At 74.1% G+C, this 17502-nt stretch carries 17 protein-coding genes; 11 read left to right on the forward strand and 6 right to left on the reverse strand.

Annotated elements, in window-relative coordinates; translation table 11 throughout:
- The first annotated feature begins 133 nt into the window (after positions 1-133).
- Both BEP24_RS13055 and BEP24_RS13060 read left to right on the forward strand, forming a co-directional pair.
- Complete coding sequence (locus BEP24_RS13055; RefSeq protein WP_065964081.1) at positions 134-370, forward strand: hypothetical protein; 237 nt, start codon at positions 134-136, stop codon at positions 368-370.
- An 87-nt stretch (positions 371-457) separates the two neighbouring features.
- The gene (locus BEP24_RS13060; RefSeq protein ID WP_065964085.1) at positions 458-1699 is read left to right on the forward strand and encodes an endo-1,4-beta-xylanase; all 1242 of its coding nucleotides are present in this window, start codon (positions 458-460) and stop codon (positions 1697-1699) included.
- Positions 1700-1801: 102 nt separating this feature from the next.
- Here BEP24_RS13060 and BEP24_RS13065 read toward each other — a convergent pair whose 3' ends face one another.
- Both BEP24_RS13065 and BEP24_RS13070 read right to left on the reverse strand, forming a co-directional pair.
- On the reverse strand, positions 1802-2458 hold the full coding sequence (locus BEP24_RS13065; protein ID WP_065964086.1) for a response regulator: 657 nt from the start codon (positions 2456-2458) through the stop codon (positions 1802-1804).
- Positions 2455-4218: an ATP-binding protein gene (locus BEP24_RS13070; protein WP_065964087.1), complete on the reverse strand. Its 1764-nt coding sequence runs from the start codon at positions 4216-4218 to the stop codon at positions 2455-2457. Before BEP24_RS13070 ends, BEP24_RS13065 begins: the two co-directional genes overlap by 4 nt.
- Positions 4219-4372: 154 nt before the next feature.
- Between BEP24_RS13070 and BEP24_RS13075 the strand changes: the two genes are divergently transcribed.
- Positions 4373-5881 (forward strand): citrate:proton symporter, encoded by a 1509-nt coding sequence (locus BEP24_RS13075; RefSeq protein ID WP_065964088.1) that lies wholly within the window; start codon positions 4373-4375, stop codon positions 5879-5881.
- Between the two features lie 62 nt (positions 5882-5943).
- Here BEP24_RS13075 and BEP24_RS13080 read toward each other — a convergent pair whose 3' ends face one another.
- Entirely contained in the window at positions 5944-6249 is a 306-nt protein-coding gene (locus BEP24_RS13080) for an antibiotic biosynthesis monooxygenase (protein WP_065964093.1), read from the reverse strand.
- Positions 6250-6437: 188 nt separating this feature from the next.
- Between BEP24_RS13080 and BEP24_RS13085 the strand changes: the two genes are divergently transcribed.
- Positions 6438-7805, forward strand: a complete 1368-nt coding sequence (locus tag BEP24_RS13085; protein WP_065964094.1) for an MFS transporter — start codon at positions 6438-6440, stop codon at positions 7803-7805.
- Positions 7806-7992: 187 nt separating this feature from the next.
- Here BEP24_RS13085 and BEP24_RS13090 read toward each other — a convergent pair whose 3' ends face one another.
- Entirely contained in the window at positions 7993-9327 is a 1335-nt protein-coding gene (locus BEP24_RS13090) for a glycosyltransferase (protein ID WP_065964095.1), read from the reverse strand.
- 70 nt (positions 9328-9397) lie between these two features.
- Here BEP24_RS13090 and BEP24_RS13095 point away from each other — a divergent pair, with 70 nt between their 5' ends.
- From BEP24_RS13095 to BEP24_RS13105, 3 genes are read left to right on the forward strand one after another with little or no spacing between them, the layout of a single operon-like run.
- Complete coding sequence (locus tag BEP24_RS13095) at positions 9398-10366, forward strand: NAD(P)-dependent oxidoreductase (RefSeq protein WP_065964096.1); 969 nt, start codon at positions 9398-9400, stop codon at positions 10364-10366.
- Entirely contained in the window at positions 10359-11213 is an 855-nt protein-coding gene (locus tag BEP24_RS13100; RefSeq protein ID WP_065964099.1) for an MBL fold metallo-hydrolase, read from the forward strand. Before BEP24_RS13095 ends, BEP24_RS13100 begins: the two co-directional genes overlap by 8 nt.
- Entirely contained in the window at positions 11210-12151 is a 942-nt protein-coding gene (locus tag BEP24_RS13105; RefSeq protein WP_065964100.1) for a 3-oxoacyl-[acyl-carrier-protein] synthase III C-terminal domain-containing protein, read from the forward strand. Before BEP24_RS13100 ends, BEP24_RS13105 begins: the two co-directional genes overlap by 4 nt.
- Positions 12152-12340: 189 nt before the next feature.
- Here BEP24_RS13105 and BEP24_RS13110 read toward each other — a convergent pair whose 3' ends face one another.
- Positions 12341-12799: a DUF4383 domain-containing protein gene (locus BEP24_RS13110; protein WP_065964103.1), complete on the reverse strand. Its 459-nt coding sequence runs from the start codon at positions 12797-12799 to the stop codon at positions 12341-12343.
- Between the two features lie 251 nt (positions 12800-13050).
- Here BEP24_RS13110 and BEP24_RS13115 point away from each other — a divergent pair, with 251 nt between their 5' ends.
- Entirely contained in the window at positions 13051-13971 is a 921-nt protein-coding gene (locus tag BEP24_RS13115; RefSeq protein WP_065964107.1) for an ABC transporter ATP-binding protein, read from the forward strand.
- Positions 13968-14810, forward strand: coding sequence for an ABC transporter permease subunit (locus BEP24_RS13120; protein ID WP_065964109.1), 843 nt, complete (start codon positions 13968-13970; stop codon positions 14808-14810). Before BEP24_RS13115 ends, BEP24_RS13120 begins: the two co-directional genes overlap by 4 nt.
- Positions 14811-14947: 137 nt before the next feature.
- On the opposite strand, the gene BEP24_RS13125 is transcribed toward BEP24_RS13120, so the two are convergent.
- The gene (locus BEP24_RS13125) at positions 14948-15286 is read right to left on the reverse strand and encodes a hypothetical protein (protein WP_065964111.1); all 339 of its coding nucleotides are present in this window, start codon (positions 15284-15286) and stop codon (positions 14948-14950) included.
- A gap of 188 nt (positions 15287-15474) precedes the next feature.
- On the opposite strand from BEP24_RS13125, the gene BEP24_RS13130 reads away from it, so the two are divergent.
- Positions 15475-16095: an LppP/LprE family lipoprotein gene (locus tag BEP24_RS13130; protein WP_065964112.1), complete on the forward strand. Its 621-nt coding sequence runs from the start codon at positions 15475-15477 to the stop codon at positions 16093-16095.
- Between the two features lie 65 nt (positions 16096-16160).
- Positions 16161-17246, forward strand: coding sequence for a putative sulfate exporter family transporter (locus BEP24_RS13135; RefSeq protein WP_065964117.1), 1086 nt, complete (start codon positions 16161-16163; stop codon positions 17244-17246).
- Positions 17247-17502: the final 256 nt, after the last annotated feature.

Here is a 17502-nt window from a genome sequence, read left to right on the forward strand (position 1 = left end):
GGGGTGGGGGTCGGGGTCCCCCGGTTCGGGTCGTTCGGGTCCATGCGCTGAAGATCGCGCCGCAGTCGATGAACGAGCCTCGGGAGACCGGGTCCCGGGACTCCGGTTCGTTCAGGAGCGGTACCAGGATGTCGTGGCCGACCTGTCGCGGTCCGTGCCGGTACGACCGGCCGTCGTCGCCGTCGCGGCCGCCACCTGGTGGTTCGTGCTCGTCGTCGTCGCCGTCGTGCTGAGCTTCCTCCCCGCCGCCCGTCCGTGGTTCCCACCGCTCCCGCGACGTCCCCGGGAGCAGCCGCCCCGCACCGTCGGCTGGGACCCGGAGACGGGCGAGCGCATCGTCGAGCGGACAGACGGCACCTCGCCCTCCTGACAGCGCCGCGCACGGTTGCTATGTTCGGCCGCACAACAAATCCGGGACGACGGTGTCCGGGAGGGTGACGGCGGAGGAGCCGCGGACATGCACGGAGCACAGCAGCAGGCGGTCGCGCACCGCACCGGCACGGCGACCCTGACCGTCGTCGACCGCGACGGCGCTCCGGTGCCGGACGTCGACGTGACCGTCGAGCAGACCGGGCATGCGTTCGGGTTCGGCAACATCGGCTTCGACTTCGTCGGACTCGCGAACGACGAGGTCGACGGCGACGAGCGGGACCGGCTGGAACGGCTCGCCGACCTGTACACCGACGTGTTCACGACGGCGACCCTGCCGTTCTACTGGGGCCGCTTCGAACCCGAGCGCGGTGCACCCGACACCGCCCGCCTGCAGACGACGGCACGCTGGTTCCGGGACCGCGGCGTCGCCCTGAAGGGCCACCCGCTCGTCTGGCACACCGTGCAGCCCGACTGGCTCCTCGGGCTGCCGCTCGACGAGGTCGAACGGTTGCAACGGGAGCGCATCCGCCGTGAGGTCGGGGACTTCGCCGGCCTGGTCGACACGTGGGACGCGATCAACGAGGTCGTCATCATGCCGGTCTTCGCCAACGGCGACAACGCGATCACGCCGCTCGCCCGGGCGAAGGGCCGCATCCCGACGATCCGGATGGCGTTCGAGGAGGCCCGTGCCACGAACCCGCACGCCACCCTGCTGCTCAACGACTTCGACCTGTCGAGCGCGTACGAGTGCCTGATCGAGGGGGTCCTCGAGGCGGGGGTGCAGGTCGACGCGATCGGCCTGCAGACCCACATGCACCAGGGCTACCGGGGCGAGGAGGCGATGCTCGCGATGGTCGACCGCTTCGCCCGGTACGGCCTGCCGCTGCACCTGACCGAGACCTCGCTCGTCTCGGGCGACCTCATGCCCGCCGACGTCGTCGACCTCAACGACCACCAGGTCGACTCGTGGCCGTCCACGCCCGAGGGCGAGGCCCGTCAGGCCGACGAGGTCGAACGGCACTACCGCAGCCTGGTCGGGCACCCGGCCGTCGAGGCGGTCACCTACTGGGGCATCACCGACGCGGGCGCCTGGCTCGGTGCGCCGATCGGGCTCGTGCACGCGGACGGGACGCCGAAGCCGTCGTACGAGGCGTTGCGCCGGCTCGTCAAGGACGAGTGGTGGACGGGGCCGACGGTGCTGCGCACCGACGAGCGCGGGCAGGTGCGGGTGCACGGGTTCCGGGGTGGCTACCGCGCGGCCGTGCGCGGCACGGCGACGGACTTCGCGATCGGGCGGCAGGCGACGGAGGTCGCGGTCACGGCGTGACCCGGTGTCGGACGGGAGGCGCGGTGCGGGCCCGCCACGCGCCTCCCGTCCGGCAGCCGGTCACCCGGGCGGCGTCACCGGTCCGGTGGCCGCGGAACCGGCTCACCGCCGCGTGTACCGGTGCTCCGGCCGCCCCGCCGCCCCGTACCGCAGCTGCATCGTCACCGTCCCGTCCGCGGTGAGCTGCGCCAGGTACCGCTGCGCCGTCGCCCGGGACACCCCGATCGCGCCGGCGACCTCGGCGGCCGACCGCTCGACCTCGGCGGAGAGATGCTCGAGCACGAGCGCCGCGGTCGCCGCACGGGAGGGGGACGCCCCGCCGCCGTCCCCGGCGTGCAGGATCCGGAACGCCCGCTCGACGGCCTCCTGGTCGAGGGTGGCCCGCTCGTCGAGCACGTTCCGGGAGCGCGCGTACGCCCGGAGCCGCTCGGCGAGCACGCCCGACCCGAACGGCTTGATGAGGTACGCGAGGGCCCCGTGCCGCATCGCCCGGCGCACGGTCCCGGCGTCCGAGGCGGCGCTGAGCACGAAGGCGTCCGTGTCGACCGCCCGGAGCAGGTCGATCCCGCTGCCGTCGGGCAGGTAGACGTCGACGAGCACGAGGTCGACCGGTGTGCTCGCGAGGACCGACCGCGCGGCGGCGATCGTCCCGACCGGGTCGAGCGCCCGGAAGCCCGGGACCTGGTCGACCTGGCGTCGGTGCAGCTCGGCGACGTGGAAGTCGTCGTCCACCACGAGCACGGTCGCGTCGTCGGTCACGGTCGCACCACCCCTTCGAGTCGGGCGCAGAACACCGCGCCGTGGTCGTCCCCGCCCGCCGAGGCGAGCCACACGTCCCCGCCGCGCCGGCGGGCGACCTCCCGCGACAGGGGGAGCCCGATGCCCCACCCGTGCGCCCGGTCCGGGTCGGGACCGCCCTGGTCGCCGGTCGCTGCCGCGTCGACGACGGGGGACCGCCGCGCGAACGGGTCCACCCCGTCGGCGACCCCCTGACCGGAGTCCATCACCGACAGGTGCAGCACCGCGCCGTCGTCGAGCACCTCGACCTCGACCCACGGCGTCGGGTCGTCGCCCTGCAGTGCCGCGGTCACGGCGTTGTCCACGAGGTTGCCGAGCACGGTCGTGCAGTCGCCCGGGTCGGTGACGGTGCCCTGCACGAGCGTCTCGGCGCCGATCCGCAGGAGCACCCCGCGCTCGGCCGCCTCGACGCCCTTCGCGCCGAGGAACGCCTGCAGGTACGGCTCGGTCAGCCGGTCGGCGTGCTGCACCGGGTAGCGCAGCGGCCCGCGCTCCTGCACGTCGGCGAGGTAGGAGCGGGCACGGCCGGTCTCGCCGAGGTCGAGCAGTCCGGCGATCGCGTGCAGGCGGTTCGCGAACTCGTGCCGCTGCGCGCGCAGGGCCTCGGTCAGCGAGCCGACCGCGTCGAGCCGCCGGGACAGCGCCTCGACGTCGGTGCGGTCCCGCAGCACGGCGACGCGGCCGAGGTCGACCCCGTCGCGGGTGACCGAGCGGACGTCGACGAGCAGCACGCGGGTGCCGGCGACGACGGTCGTGCTCGACGGGACCGAGGCCCCGGGGTCGAGCGCGGCCGCGAGGCCGACGGGCAGCGCGAGCTCCCGCACCGGCCGACCGACCGGGTCCGCCAGTGCGAGCAGGCGCGCGGCCTCGGGGTTGCAGACGGTCACGGTGCCGTCCGGCCGCGTCGCGAGCACGCCCTCGTCGACCCCGCCGAGCACGGCCTGCTGGTTCTGCACGAGCGTCACGAGCTCCTCGGGCTGCACGCCGAGCGTCAGTCGGACGAGCCGTCGACGCAGCAGCAGCGAGGCGACGAGCCCGAGCAGCACCGCCGCGACGGCGGCGCCGACGACCGGCACGCTGTCCTCGACGAGGGTGTCGTAGACCCGGTCGCGCGTGAAGCCGACGCTCACCTCGCCGACGACCCCGGCGCCCGGCCGGGAGGCGCGGCTCGGGTCCGCCCCGTCGGCCCGGTCCCCGTCGGCGCGGGTCGCGTCCGCTCGGGTCGCGTCCGCTCCGGGCGCGTAGACGGGGACCTTCGCGCGCGCCGACTCCCCGAGGGTGCCGCGCGCCCACGACACGGTCTCCCGGCCGCGGAGCGCCGCGTCGGGGGAGGTGCTCACCATCTCGCCGATGCGGTCCGGGTCGGGGTGCGCCAGCCGGACGCCCCGGTCGTCGGTCACCACGACGAAGAGCGCACCGGTCCGCCGCTGCGCGGCGAGGGCCGCCTGCTGCACCGGTCCGTCCGCGAGCGCCGTGCGGTCGAGGGCCGTGCCGTCGACGCTCAGACGGGCCACCGCGGTGCGCACGTCGTCCTGGGCGGCGACGCTCTGCGCGATCGCGAGCGCGGTGCCCTCGGCGGCCCGTTCGAGCCGGGCGACCTCGACGCGGACGAAGACGGCGCTCGTGAGCAGGACGACCGCGACGACCACGACCAGCTGCAGCACCAGCACCTGGGTGGCGAAGCGGAGCCGGGGGCGGCGCCGTGAGCGGTCGTCGGTCACGGACCACAGCGTACGGAGCGCGCGCCGACCCGCGTGCGCAGAACGCGCAGAACGCGGTCAACGCGCGATGGTGGGCCAACGCGCAGAAGCGCGCCGCGCCTCCAGGCCGGGTCGTAGGTTGCCCCAACTGCTCGACACGGACGAAGGAGTCCCGATGCTCGTCATCCTCGGCTACGCGATGATCGCGGCGTTCATGGTGCTCATCATGACGAAGCGCATGTCGCCGATGCTCGCCCTGATCATCGTGCCGACCGTCTTCGGACTGTTCGCCGGGGCCGGGCTGGGCCTCGGCGACATGGTGATGAAGGCGATCGGCACGCTCGCCCCGACCGCGGCGCTGCTCATGTTCGCGATCATGTACTTCGGGCTCATGATCGACGTCGGCCTGTTCGACCCGCTCGTGCGGTTCATCCTCAAGGTCACCGGCAACGACCCGGCGAAGATCGTGCTCGGGACCGCGTTGCTCGCCGGCGCGGTGTCGCTCGACGGCGACGGGTCGACGACCTTCATCGTGGTCACCGCGGCGATGCTGCCGATCTACCTCAAGCTCGGGATGAGCCCGGTCGTGCTGACCTGCGTCGCCGGCCTGACGAACGGCACGCTGAACATCGTGCCGTGGGGCGGGCCGACCGCCCGTGCGGCCGCGGCGTTGAAGATCGAGCCGTCGGAGATCTTCGTGCCGCTCATCCCGTCGCTCGTCGTCGGGCTCGTGCTGTGCTTCGTCTTCGCGTGGACGATGGGGCTCCGGGAGCGCAAGCGGCTCGGGCTGATCGAGTTCACCGAGTCGCTCCGCACCGAGCGCCGTGCCGAACGGACACCCGCGGGTGCCGGGTCCCGCGTGCTCGCGGCCGTCGGTGGCACCGGCGGGGGCATGTTCACGAGCCCCACGGTCGCGCTCGGCCTGCGCGGCGGCAAGGCCGACGGGCGGCGGGCGGACGGCGAGGGCGTCGACGGGATCGACGACGACGCGACCGGCGTCGACCAGGCCGCCGGTGGTGGCTCGTCGCTCGCGGCCACCATGCTCGACCCGGACCGTCCCACGCTCCGCCCGGGGCGCATCTGGGTGAACCTCGCGCTGACCGTCGTGGTCATGGTCGCCCTCGTCACCGGGCTGCTGCCGCTGGCGTACGTGTTCATGGTCGGCACGGCGATCGCCCTGCTCGTGAACTTCCCGCAGCTCAAGCAGCAGACCGCGCAGATCGTGGCGCACGCGCCGAGCATCGTCGGCGTCGTGTCGATGGTGTTCGCCGCCGGGGTGCTCATCGGTGTGCTCGACGGCACCGGGATGGTCGCGGCGATGGCGGACTGGCTGGTCGCGGTGATCCCCGACTCGATGGGGCCGTACCTCGCGGGCATCACCGGGGTGTTGAGCATGCCGCTCACGTTCTTCATGAGCAACGACGCGTTCTACTTCGGGATCCTGCCGGTGCTGTCCGAGAGCGCCGCCGCGTTCGGGATCACGCCCGCCGAGATGGCGCGGGCCTCGGTGGTGGGGCAGCCCGTGCACATGCAGAGCCCGCTCGTGCCGGCGATCCTGCTGCTCGTGTCGCTCGCGAACGTCAACCTCGGCGACCACCACCGGAAGGTGCTGTGGCGCGCGGCGGTGGTGTCGGTCGCGATGCTCGTCGTGGCGGTGGTCGTGCGGGTCGTCCCGTTCGGCTGAGCCCGTCGCCGGCACCACGACGCCCCGCACACGCTGGTGTGCGGGGCGTCGTCGTGACCGGGTCAGGCCAGGTCGAGCGTGCGGCCGAACGTCCGGGTGACGGGCGGTCCGGCGAGCACGGCGCCGAGGGCCTCCGGAGCGCCCTCCGGGGTCGCACGCCACGCGACGTAGGCGTCGTGGTCGGCCGCGGTCGTCCAGCGCTCGAGCACGACCGCACGGGTCGGGTCGGCGTCGTCGAAGAGCACCTCGAGCGACTCGTTGCCGGCGAAGCCCGCCGTCTGGGCGAGGGTCTCGCGGACCGCGGCGTCGATCGCGTCCTGGCCGACGTCGTCGCGGAACCGGACCTCGAGGAAGACCGTCTGGGTCACGGGTGCACCTTTCGTCAGTGGCGGCCGCGCATCGGCCACCCGTCGAGCCAACCGCGGCCTCCCTCGTGGTGTTCCGAGGTGGCCGGACAGAACCCTTCCGCTGCAAGGTTTTCGGTGCTACGGTCACTCCACCTAGTAGCACTAGGTATTCGAGAGGCCCCAGGCCCCCGATGGCTCGAGGAGGAGTCATGTCGACACCGACGTCGAAGGAAGAACCGCAGACCGGTCTCGCCGGTACCGCGAACCCGCCGGTCACCGCAGCCGCCGGGGCGACGAGCTCCGACCCCGCAGCGGCATCGCGAGCGTTCTCGGTCGAGGGCCTCACGCAGTCCGTCAGTACGGTCCGCGTCGGCCCGAAGTACCTCTGGGCGCTCAGCCTCGCCCAGTTCGGTCTGTTCGCCGCGCTGCTCACCCCGGTCTTCGTGAGCATGTCGATCAAGGCGACGGTGCTCAACCCGGACAGCCCCGAGACGATCGTCGGCTCGGTCCTGCCGTTCGGTGCCCTCGGCGCCCTGCTCGCGAACCCGCTCGCCGGCGCACTCTCCGACCGCACCCGCACCCGCTGGGGTCGTCGCCGGCCCTGGATGGTCATCGGCGTCGTCGTCTTCGTCGCCGCGCTCGCGTGGCTGGCGTTCTCGCCGGACGTGTTGCAGCTCACCCTCGCGTGGGTCCTCGCCCAGGTCTCCGCCAACGCGGTCCTCGCCACCCTGACCGCGAGCTTCGCCGACAACGTGCCCGAGTTCCAGCGCGGCAAGGCGTCGAGCGTCATCGCCCTCGCGCAGAACATCGCGATCCTGGCCGGGCTCTACCTCGCCGTGTACCTGGTCGGCAACCTGCCGGTGCTCTTCATCGCACCGGGCGTCCTGGCCGTCGTCGTGATCCTCGTCTACTGCGTCGTGGCCCGCGACGAGCTCCCGACGACCACCAAGCCCTTCAGCTGGCTGACCCTCATCGCGTCGTTCTGGACGAACCCGATCAAGCACCCGGACTTCGGGCTCGCCTGGTGGGGGCGCTTCCTGATCACCTTCGGCACGTTCATGTTCACGACCTACCGCCTGCTCTACATCAAGGACCAGATCGGCATCGAGGACGTGGCCCAGGCCACCGCGACGGTCGCGTTCGGCGTCCTGCTCTACACGGTCGCCCTGCTCGTCAGCGCCGCGGTCTCCGGATGGGTGTCCGACCGCATCCGCCGCCGCAAGGTCTTCGTCTGGGGATCGACCGCCCTCACCGCGGTCGGCCTCGTGATCCTGGCGCACGTCGACTCGGTCGGCGGGTTCTACTTCGCCGAGGTCGTGCTCGGCTTCGCCTTCGGCATCTACGCCGCGATCGACACCGCGCTCGTGGTCGACGTGCTGCCCGACCCGGAGCGCCCCGGCAAGGACCTCGGCGTGATCAACATCGCGAACGCGCTGCCGCAGTCGCTCGCCCCGGCCGTCGGCCTGTTCCTGCTCGGCACCGGCGGCGGGCAGAACTACACGCTCATGCTCTGGGGTGCGGGCGTCGCGGTGCTCCTCGGGGCACTCGTGATCCTGCCCATCAAGAAGGTCCGGTGACCGCGCGCCGCTCGGCGTGAGCGGCGGACGGACGGGAGGCACGGTGCGGGACGGCACCGTGCCTCCCGTCCGTCGTGCGGTGCGGTGCGGGCCGGAGGCGGGTGGCGGGCCGGGTACGGCGCCTCCGGTCCGGCGCACGGTGCGGCCGGGAGGCGCGTGGCGGGCCGGGTACGGCGCCTCCCGTCCGTCAGGAGGTGCGGGACGGACGCAGGACGCTCGCGTAGACGTCGACCAGGTCGTCGACGCGCTGCTCGACGCGGCCGCGCGCCGCGACGAGCGCGCGGCTCGCGGCCGTGAGCGCCGCCGGGTCGTCGTGCAGGTGCCGGATCGTCGCGACGATCCCCGCGGCGTCCGGCGTCGGCGTCGTGAAGCCGCCGCCGTCGGGCACGACCTCGGCGAGGTCGGGGTCGCAGTGCACGACCGGCAGGCCGGTCGCGACGGCCTCGAGCATCACCATCGGCTGGTTGTCGAAGCCGGACGAGCTCGACACGAGCACGTGCGCGCGCCGCATCATCTCGAGGACCCGCGGGTGCGGCGTCGAGCCGTGCAGCGTCACCGGTCCACCCGCCGCCGCCCGGGCCACCGCCGCGCGCGAGACCCCGTCGCCGAGCACGTCGACGACGGTCCCCGGCGGGAACGAGCGCGCTGCCGCGACGAGGACCTCCGGGCGCTTCTCCGGCGACAGCCGGCCCACCCAGAGCACGCGGAGGGGCTCGTCGGGCTGCCTGGTCCGCTCGCGGGCGGGACCGAGGGCGTCGAGCACCGCGGGCTCGATGCCGTTCGTCAGGACCGACACCGGCGTGCGCACGCCCCGGTCGACGAGCTTGTCGGCGAAGTGCCGCGAGGGGACGAGCACGTGGTCGCTCGCCCGGGACTGCGCGAGCATGACCCGCCACATCCGCCGGGCGGTCCGCGTGCGGGTGTACGGGGTGTCCGCGCCGACCCGGATGCCGCGGTGGTCGACCTGGGCGGCGTGCAACCGGGCGAGGAGCACGGTCGTGAGCGCCGGCAGCGGGAGCACGTTCCGGGTGTAGACGTCGATCCGACCGTGCATGGTGTGGACGACGGGGAGCCCGAGGTCCTGCGCGGCGCGGATCCCGCCGAGCGCGGCGAACATCTCCGAGTGGGTGTGCACGACCTCGACGCCCCGGGCGGCGAAGGCGCGACGGAGCACGGCCCGGACGCGCCGGGGGGACCAGGCGAAGGGGTAGCCGTCGGGGCGGAAGGCGCGGGCGACGGGGAGGCCGACGACTGTGGGGCCCGGCGCGGTGGCGGGGTCGTGCGCGGCCGCGGGGCTGCCGTCGGCGGCTGTGTCGTGCCCGGCCGCGGAGTCGTGCCCGGCTGGGTCGTGCGCGGCGGGGTCGTGCCCGGCGGGGTCGTGCCAGGGGCCCGCCGGGTCGTCCGGGCAGAACACCGTCACCTCGTGGCCCGCGGTGGTCAGTGCCTCGGCCAGGGAGCGCACGGCGGTCTGCACCCCGCCGAGCGTCGGCAGGTAGTAGTCGGTGACGAGGGCGATCCGCACGCCCCGAGCCTAGGGGGAGCCCGGGCCGCCACCCGGGCGCGGACGGGGGGTACGCCTAGGATCGGTCGACATGGGGGAGCGGGCACTGGTGACCGGTGCGAGCGGGTTCGTCGGCGGGCACGTCGTGCGGACGCTGCGCGAGCACGGGTACCGGGTGACCGCGTCCGGGCGTCGTGCCGAGGCGCTGCCCGCCGGTGCCGTGCACGTCGGGGACCTCGACGACCTCGCGCACGCCGACGTCCCCGCCGACGTCGTGGTGCACTGCGCCGCACTGTCCTCGCCGTGGGGCCGGTGGGCGGAGTTCGAGCACGCGAACGTCACCGGGACGCGGAAGGTCCTCGAGTACGCGCGGCGCGTGGGCGCCCGGCGGCTCGTGCACGTCTCCTCGCCCGGGATCTACGCCGCACCCCGCGACCGGCTCGACATCTGCGAGGACCAGGTCGACCCGAGCCGGCCGATGAACCACTACATCCGCTCGAAGACCCAAGCCGAGTCGCTCCTGCGTGCCGCGGCGGCGGACCCGCGGAACCCCGAGGTCGTCGTGCTCCGGCCGCGCGGGGTCGTCGGGGCGGGCGACACCGGCCTGGTGCCGCGGCTGCTCCGGGTGCACGCGCGCGTCGGCGTGCCGGTGCTCGACGGCGGCCGGGGCCTCGTCGACCTGACGGCGGTCGAGAACGTGGCGCACGCGGTCCGGCTCGCGGCCGAGGTGCCCGGTGCCGCCGGGCTCGCCTTCAACGTGACGAACGACGACCCGAGGCCGTTCGTCGAGCTGCTCGACCAGCTGCTCACCGGACTCGGGCTCCCGCTGCGGCACCGACACCTGCCCGCGCGCCTGGTGTACGGCGTCGCCGGGGTGCTCGAGGCCGTGTGCGCGGTGCTGCCCGGCCACCCCGAGCCGCCCGTCACGCGGTACACCGTCTCGACGATCACCCACTCGCAGACGCTCGACGTCTCCCGGGCCCGGCGGGTGCTCGGGTACGAGCCGCTGGTGTCCCTCGACGACGCGCTCGCGAGCTACGCGTCGGTGCAGCGTGGTTGAGCACGACGCGGCGCCGGCCGGCGGAGTCGGCGCGGGCGACGGGGGCGGCGCGGGCGGGATCGGCACGCTGCACGCCTTCGCCTGTGGGCACACGACGCACGACGTCCACCAGCTGCTCCGCGGTGCCCCGCGGGAGCGCCGGGTGTTCCCCGCCGGCGTGTTCCTGTGGAGCGGCGGCGGGCGACGGGTCCTGTTCGACACCGGGTACGCGCCGCTGCCCTGGGCGACCGGCGTCGCGGGTCGGCTGTACCGTCGCCTGCTGCCCCCGGTGGTCCCGCCCGGGGCGACCCTGGCCGACGTCGTCGACACCGCGGCCGTGACCCACGTCGTGCTGTCCCACCTGCACCCCGACCACGTCGGCGGGCTCGCGGCCGTCCCGCACGCCCGGGTCCTGGTGAGCGAGGGCGTCCGGCGACGGATCGCGCACCCGCGCCTGCGGGACGGGGTGCTGCGCGGCCTGCTGCCGGCGGACCTGACCGACCGTCTCGAGGTCGTACCGGACGCCGCGTTCCGCCCCGGACGCGCCGGCCTCGCGGTCGCGGACCCGTTCGGCGACGGCGTGTACCGGCTCGTCCGCCTGCCCGGCCACGCCGACGGCCAGCTCGGCGCCCTCGTCGCCGACCGGGTGCTGCTCGCCGGCGACGCCGCGTGGTCGCGCGACCTGCTCGGGCGGGAGGGGGCACTCCGCGCCCTGCCCCGCGCGGTCGCGCACGACGCCGACGCCCAGCGCGACACCGCCCGGCGACTGCTCGACCTGGAGCGCGCGGGCACCAGACTGCTGTTCAGCCACGACGAGCACCCGGCGGGGGTCGACCTGCTCGTCGCGCACGACCGAGGGGGACCATGAAGCACTGCAGGATCACCGGGTGGGGCACGTCCCTGCCGGAGCGCGCCGTCACGTTCGGCAGCGGGGCACGGACCGTGACGCGGTACCGGATCGCCGACGACGTGTCGCACCTCGACATGCTCGCCGAGGCCGCATCCCGGGCGATCGTGTCGGCCGGCATCGACGCCGACGACCTCGACCTCGTCATCGCGGCCTGTGCCGCCGGGGTGCAGCCGATCCCGTGCACGGCCGCACTCGTCATGGAGCGCGTCGCGCCGGGTGCCCGTGCCGCAGCGCTCGACGTCGGGTCGACGTGCACGAGCTTCATCACGGCGCTCGACGTGGCCTCCCGCTACCTGGAGGACGGCGACCACGAGCGCGTGCTCGTCGTGTCCGGTGACGTCGGTTCCCGGTTCCTCGACCCGGCGCAGCGCGAGTCGGCCGAGCTGTTCTCGGACGCCGGGGCCGCGGTCGTGCTCACCCGGGGCGACGGCGGGCAGGGCGTCCTGTCCGCGCTGCAGCAGACCTGGCCCGCGCACGCGCACGACACCGAGCTGCGTGGCGGCCTGTCCCGCTTCCCGGCGCAGGCGTACGCCGCCGGGGACCCGGCCGACTACCTGTTCGACATGGACGGGCGGCGTGCCCTGATGGGGATGCTCGGCGTGCTGCCGGGGTTCTTCGAGCGGTTCTTCGCACGGAGCGGGCTGACCCTCGACGACGTCGACCTCGTCGTGCCGCACCAGGCCAGCGGGGCGCTCGGCATCGCGATGCGCCGGATCGGCATCCCGCCGGGCAAGTACGTCGACGCGGTCGCCGAGTACGGGAACATGGTGTCGTCGTCGGTGCCGTACACGCTGGCCCGGTGCCTGGACGACGGGCGGCTCGGGCCGGGCGACACCGTCCTGCTCTGCGGGACCGCGGCGGGCCTCACCGCGAACGCGCTGGCACTGCGGCTCTGACGCGCCGGCACTGCGGCTCCGACCTGCGCCGGCGCCGCGGTCGTGAGCGATGACGCACGCGCATCGCGGTGCTGCCCGCACGCACGACGACGCCCCCGCCGCGATCGCGACGGGGGCGTCCGATGACCCCTGATCCCCAGGTCACCGCTCGAGGTCGGGGCCGTCCAGCACCGGACGGCCCCGACGAGGTCAGCGCGCGGTGCGACCGGCGCGGGGCAGGAGGAGGCCGAGCACGATCATCGCGACGGCGAGCACGGCGTGCAGCACGTTGTCGGCGCTGTTCAGCGGCACGAAGTTCGCGCCGCCCATCATGCCGGCGGTGAAGAGGCCGTAGACGAAGAGCACGAGGTAGACGATCCCGCCGACGAGCAGGTAGAGCCGTGCGCCCGTCGCGGTGCGGGCCGCGAGGAGCCCGACGACGCCGAACAGCAGGTGCACGATGTTGTGGAGCACCGACACCTGGAACAGGCCCAGGAGGAGTGCCATCGAGCCGTGGCCCGCCATCGACATCGAGCCCATGTCCATCGTGAGGCCCGGGATGAAGCCGGCGATGCCGACGATGAGGAAGACGACTCCGAAGACGAGGGCGCCCTTCTGCGTCAGCGTCGAGCCGTAGCCGGTGGTGCGCGTTGCTGCGTTGCTGGTCATGGTCGGTCCTTCCGAGTGCGGTGACGTGGTCCCGGCGCTGCGCTGAGGCAGCGCCGTCGTCGTGCAGGTTGTTCGGAGCACTCCCCGGGTCGGTTTGGGGTGGATCTCCAGCGGTTCTCCATGTGCGTCCTGGCGTCCTGGTCCGTCGCGGTGACGACGGATCACGGCACGGTGTCCTCCCGGGGGATGACGCCGGGGGTCCACCCTCCGGGGGACGCGCCGACCGGGCGCCCGGCAATAGCGTCGAGACCGTGATCGAGATCGAGCATCTTTCCAAGCGGTACGGCTCCAAGCTCGCCGTCGACGACGTCTCGTTCGTCGTGCGGCCGGGCAGCGTGACCGGCTTCCTCGGGCCGAACGGCGCGGGCAAGTCGACCACCATGCGCATGATCATGGGACTCGACCGGCCCACGTCGGGGCGGGCGACGGTGAACGGGCAGCCGTACACGTCGTTCCGCGACCCGCTCCGGCAGGTCGGGGCCCTGCTCGAGGCGAAGGCGGTGCACTCCGGGCGGAGCGCCTACAACCACCTGCTCGGGCTCGCGGCGACGCACGGCATCCCGAAGGCCCGCGTGCACGAGGTGATCGAGCTCACCGGCCTCGAGTCGGTCGCCAAGAAGCGCGTCGGCGGGTTCTCGCTCGGCATGGGGCAGCGCCTCGGCATCGCGGCGGCGCTCATCGGCGACCCGAAGACCCTCATCCTCGACGAGCCCGTCAACGGCCTCGACCCGGACGGTGTCGTGTGGGTGCGACAGCTCGCCCGCCGACTCGCCGCCGACGGCCGGACGGTGTTCCTGTCCAGCCACCTCATGAGCGAGATGGCGCAGACCGCCGACCGCGTCGTCGTGCTCGGCCGCGGGCGGGTCCTCGCCGACGCCCCGATCGACGAGTTCGTCTCCGGTGGCTCCGGGGGCGGTGGCAAGCGGACGCTCGTCCGGACGCCGCACCCCGACCAGCTGTTCACCGCGCTCGGCTCGGCGGCCTCGTCGATCACCCCGCGCGAGGACGGCGCGTTCGAGGTCGTCGGCCCCGACGCGCAGCAGATCGGCACCCTCGCCGCGCAGACCGGCGCGGTGCTCCACGAACTCACCCCGATGGGTGCGAGCCTCGAGGAGGCGTACATGGCCCTCACCAAGGACGACGTCGAGTACCGGGCGGAGGCCACCCGATGACCGCCACCGCGCTCGACTCCCGCGCCCGCATCGGCCTCGGGTTCCCCCGACTGGTCCGCAGCGAATGGATCAAGTTCCGCAGCGTCCGCTCGACCCTCTGGTGCTTCGCGATCCTCGTCGTGCTCACCGTCGGGATGGCCGCCCTGCTCGGCGCGCTCGTCGACCCCGAGCCCGGGAAGGTCCTCCAGGACGCGGCGAACCGGCAGGTCGTGAACATCGCCACGCTCAGCGTCGGCTTCACCGTGCTCGTCGTCGCGGTGCTCGGCGTCCTCATCATCACCGGCGAGTACACGACCGGGCAGATCCGGTCGACGTTCACGGCGGACCCCGGTCGTCTCGGTGCCCTGGGCGCCAAGGCCGTGGTGCTCGCCGTCGCCACCTTCCTGGTCAGCGCGGTGTCGACGTGGATCGGCGTCGCGATCGCGGTGCCGCTCCAGGCAGCGAAGGGCGTCGAGGCCGACCTCGCCGACCCGTCGGTGTTCCTGCCGATCCTCGGGGCCTCGGTCGACGTCACGATGATCGCGCTGCTGGCGTTCGCCGTCGGGCTGCTCGTCCGCTCGAGCGCCGGTGGCATCGCGATCACGCTCGGGCTCCTGCTCGTGGTCCCGATCATCCTGCAGCTCATGGGCAACCTGCTCGGCGCACAGTGGCTGCTCGACACCGCGGCGTTCCTGCCCGACGCGGCCGGCATGCGGCTCTACACCTACTCGGTGCCGCAGGTCGACGACGCGTCCGGGACGATCGTGCTGAGCGGTTGGGCCGCCTTCGGCGTCCTCGCCGCGTGGGTCGCGGCGGTCGCCGCGTTCGCGGTCACGGCCGCGAAGACGCGCGACGTCTAGGACGGACGCGACCCGCGGCCCGGTGCGGTGACCGCAGGACGCAACGGGAGGCGCGGTGCCAGCTGGTACCGCGCCTCCCGTTGCGTCCGTGCCCGCTCCGGGACGCGACGGATGCGACGGCCAACGCGACGCGCGCGTCAGCCGCGGTGGCCGAAGAGCGCCTGCAGGAGCCGCTGCACCGGGCCCGTCCGCTGCTGCGGCACGACCTGCACGCTGCGCGTGGGCATCCGGAACGCCAGGTCGTGCAGCATGTTCCGCTTCGACCCGTCCCAGTTCGCGAACAGGTACGAGCCGCCGATGAAGGACATGCTCCGCACCGGTGTGCGCTTCCACGAGTCGGCAGCGACGTAGTACCCGGCGTGCCCGGCGTGGATGTGGTCGATGACGGTGTCGACGTCGACGACGCCGGTCGTGGTCACGACGGCGGTGATGCCCGTACGGTCACGGGCGACGTACTCGATGAGGTGTTCGGTCACGGCATGCTCTTGGTCGGTCGGTCTGCTCGACCCGGCGCCACTGGGTGGGTGACGGCGGGGATGTCACGGGACCGCCGTTGCTCCCGACCAGGATGGTACGCCCCGGTGTGCCCGTGGTGTCCTGCTCAGCCGGGCAGCGCGGCCCGTGGACCGGAACGTCCGCCGCACCCGAGGAGCAGTGTGGGGACATGCGTCACTCCAGCCTCACCAGCACCACTCGTCCGGCCCGGACCGTCGGCGGGGTCCTGCTCGCGGCGGCGGCCGTGGCCACGCTCGCCGGGTGCTCCGGCGGGCCCGCGGCGACGCCGACCGCCACGACGACCCGGACCGTCACCGCGAGCCCCGCGCCGAGCACACCCGCCGCCGCACCGGCCGCGACGTCGAGCGCGACGCCGTCCTGCGGACCGTCCGACGGAGCCACGGCCGCCGCCCGGGCGATCGCCGAGCTGCCCCTGCCGGCCGGCCTCGAGTCGGCGCGGTGGGACCCCGCGACCGCCGACACCGCGCAGTACGACGGCTGCGCGGCGCTGTCCGCGGTGACGGTCACGGTCGCCGACGCCACCGGGAGCTCGCCCGTCGCGATCCTGCTGTTCCACGACGGCACGTACCTCGGCACCGCCACGAAGCTGCAGTACCCGTTCGAACCGACCGTGACCCGCACCTCCGACGCGGCCCTGCGCGTCGAGTACCGGTACGCCGGCCCGCAGGACAGCAACGCCGACCCGACCGGCCGGGCCACCGCGACCTACACGTGGGACGACGCCGCCGGCCGCGTCCGGATGACGGGCGAGGTGCCGCCGACGCCGTAGCACCTGGACCACGTCTCAGGCGGCCGCTCCCCGGCGGGCGGCGCAGCGGTGGGATGCTGGTCCGCATGCCCCTGTCCCGCCCGGCCGTCGCCGCCGCCCTGCCCGGGATCGCCCTCGCGCTCGTGATCGGGATCGTCGCGAGCCTGATCGGGCGTGCCGTGCCCGTCGTGGGCGGTCCGGTGCCCGCGGTCGTGCTCGGCGCCCTGGTCGGGTGGCTCGTCCGCCGTCGTGCCCACGAGGACGGGCGCGACGGTGCGACAGCCGGTGCCGCGGGCGACCTGGGCATCCTGCAGCCCGGCGTGAAGTTCGCCTCGAGCCGTGTCCTGCAGGCCGCCGTCGTGCTGCTCGGCGCGCAGCTGTCGATCGGCGAGGTCCTGCGCATCGGCGGCGAGACCCTGCCCGTGATGCTGACGACGCTCGTCGTCTGCCTCGTCGCCGCGTGGGGGATCGGCCGGCTGCTCCGGGTGTCGGGCGCGCTCCGCACGCTGATCGGCGTCGGCACCGGGATCTGCGGGGCCTCGGCGATCGCGGCCGTCACCCCCGTGATCGGTGCGGCGAGCGCCGAGGTCGCCTACGCGATGTCGACGATCTTCCTCTGCAACATCGCCGCGGTGTTCGTCTTCCCGGTCGTCGGCCACGCGCTCGGGCTCTCCCAGCACGCGTTCGGCGTCTTCGCGGGGACCGCCGTGAACGACACCTCGTCGGTCGTCGCCACCGCAACGGTGTACGGACGCCAGGCGACCGACACCGCGGTCGTCGTCAAGCTGGTGCGGACGCTCGTGATCATCCCGATCGTCGTCGGGCTCGCCGGACTGGAGGCCCGCCGCACCGCCCGCACGCAGCCCACGCCCGACACGGGGGAGCGTCGCGCCGGGGGCGTCCGCGTGCTCCGGCTGGTGCCGTGGTTCCTGGTCGGCTTCCTCGTGGTCGTGCTGCTGCGGACCGTCGGGGTCCTGCCGGCCGACGCGGCGCCGGGGTTCGCCGCCGTGGCGACGTTCCTGGTGACGGTGGCGCTCGCCGCGATCGGGCTCTCGACGGACTTCGGCGCGCTGCGACGGGCCGGGTTCCGCCCGATGCTGCTCGGGATCGTGCTCTGGGTCCTCGTCGCGGGCACGAGCCTGGGCGTGCAGGCCGCACTCGGTCAGCTCTGACCCGGGCGCGCCGCGGGCGCCGCCCCGCCCCCGCGCGCCCGGCGCCCCGCTCCCGCGGATGGAGCAGGAATCGTCGGGTGGCGGGTCCCGACTCGACGTCGTCTGCTCCATCGAGGGCGGCGGGACGCGACCACACGRCGGACGGGAGGCGCGGTGCGGGCGGGCACCGCGCCTCCCGTCCGTCGTGTGGTCGCGTCCCGCCGCCCTCGATGGAGCAGACGACGTCGGGTCCGGGCCCGCCACCCGACGATTCCTG

Origin of the sequence: Curtobacterium sp. UCD-KPL2560, from assembly GCF_001705035.1 — a bacterium.
Lineage (GTDB): Bacteria > Actinomycetota > Actinomycetes > Actinomycetales > Microbacteriaceae > Curtobacterium.

What these genes read in the sequence shown, in the direction of transcription:
- BEP24_RS13060 (WP_065964085.1), top strand. Translation starts at nt 458, where the DNA reads ATGCACGGAGCACAGCAGCAGGCGGTCGCGCACCGCACCGGCACGGCG.
- BEP24_RS13075 (WP_065964088.1), top strand. Translation starts at nt 4,373, where the DNA reads ATGCTCGTCATCCTCGGCTACGCGATGATCGCGGCGTTCATGGTGCTC.
- BEP24_RS13085 (WP_065964094.1), top strand. Translation starts at nt 6,438, where the DNA reads ATGTCGACACCGACGTCGAAGGAAGAACCGCAGACCGGTCTCGCCGGT.
- BEP24_RS13095 (WP_065964096.1), top strand. Translation starts at nt 9,398, where the DNA reads ATGGGGGAGCGGGCACTGGTGACCGGTGCGAGCGGGTTCGTCGGCGGG.
- BEP24_RS13105 (WP_065964100.1), top strand. Translation starts at nt 11,210, where the DNA reads ATGAAGCACTGCAGGATCACCGGGTGGGGCACGTCCCTGCCGGAGCGC.
- BEP24_RS13110 (WP_065964103.1), bottom strand. Translation starts at nt 12,799, where the DNA reads ATGACCAGCAACGCAGCAACGCGCACCACCGGCTACGGCTCGACGCTG.
- BEP24_RS13120 (WP_065964109.1), top strand. Translation starts at nt 13,968, where the DNA reads ATGACCGCCACCGCGCTCGACTCCCGCGCCCGCATCGGCCTCGGGTTC.
- BEP24_RS13130 (WP_065964112.1), top strand. Translation starts at nt 15,475, where the DNA reads ATGCGTCACTCCAGCCTCACCAGCACCACTCGTCCGGCCCGGACCGTC.
- BEP24_RS13135 (WP_065964117.1), top strand. Translation starts at nt 16,161, where the DNA reads ATGCCCCTGTCCCGCCCGGCCGTCGCCGCCGCCCTGCCCGGGATCGCC.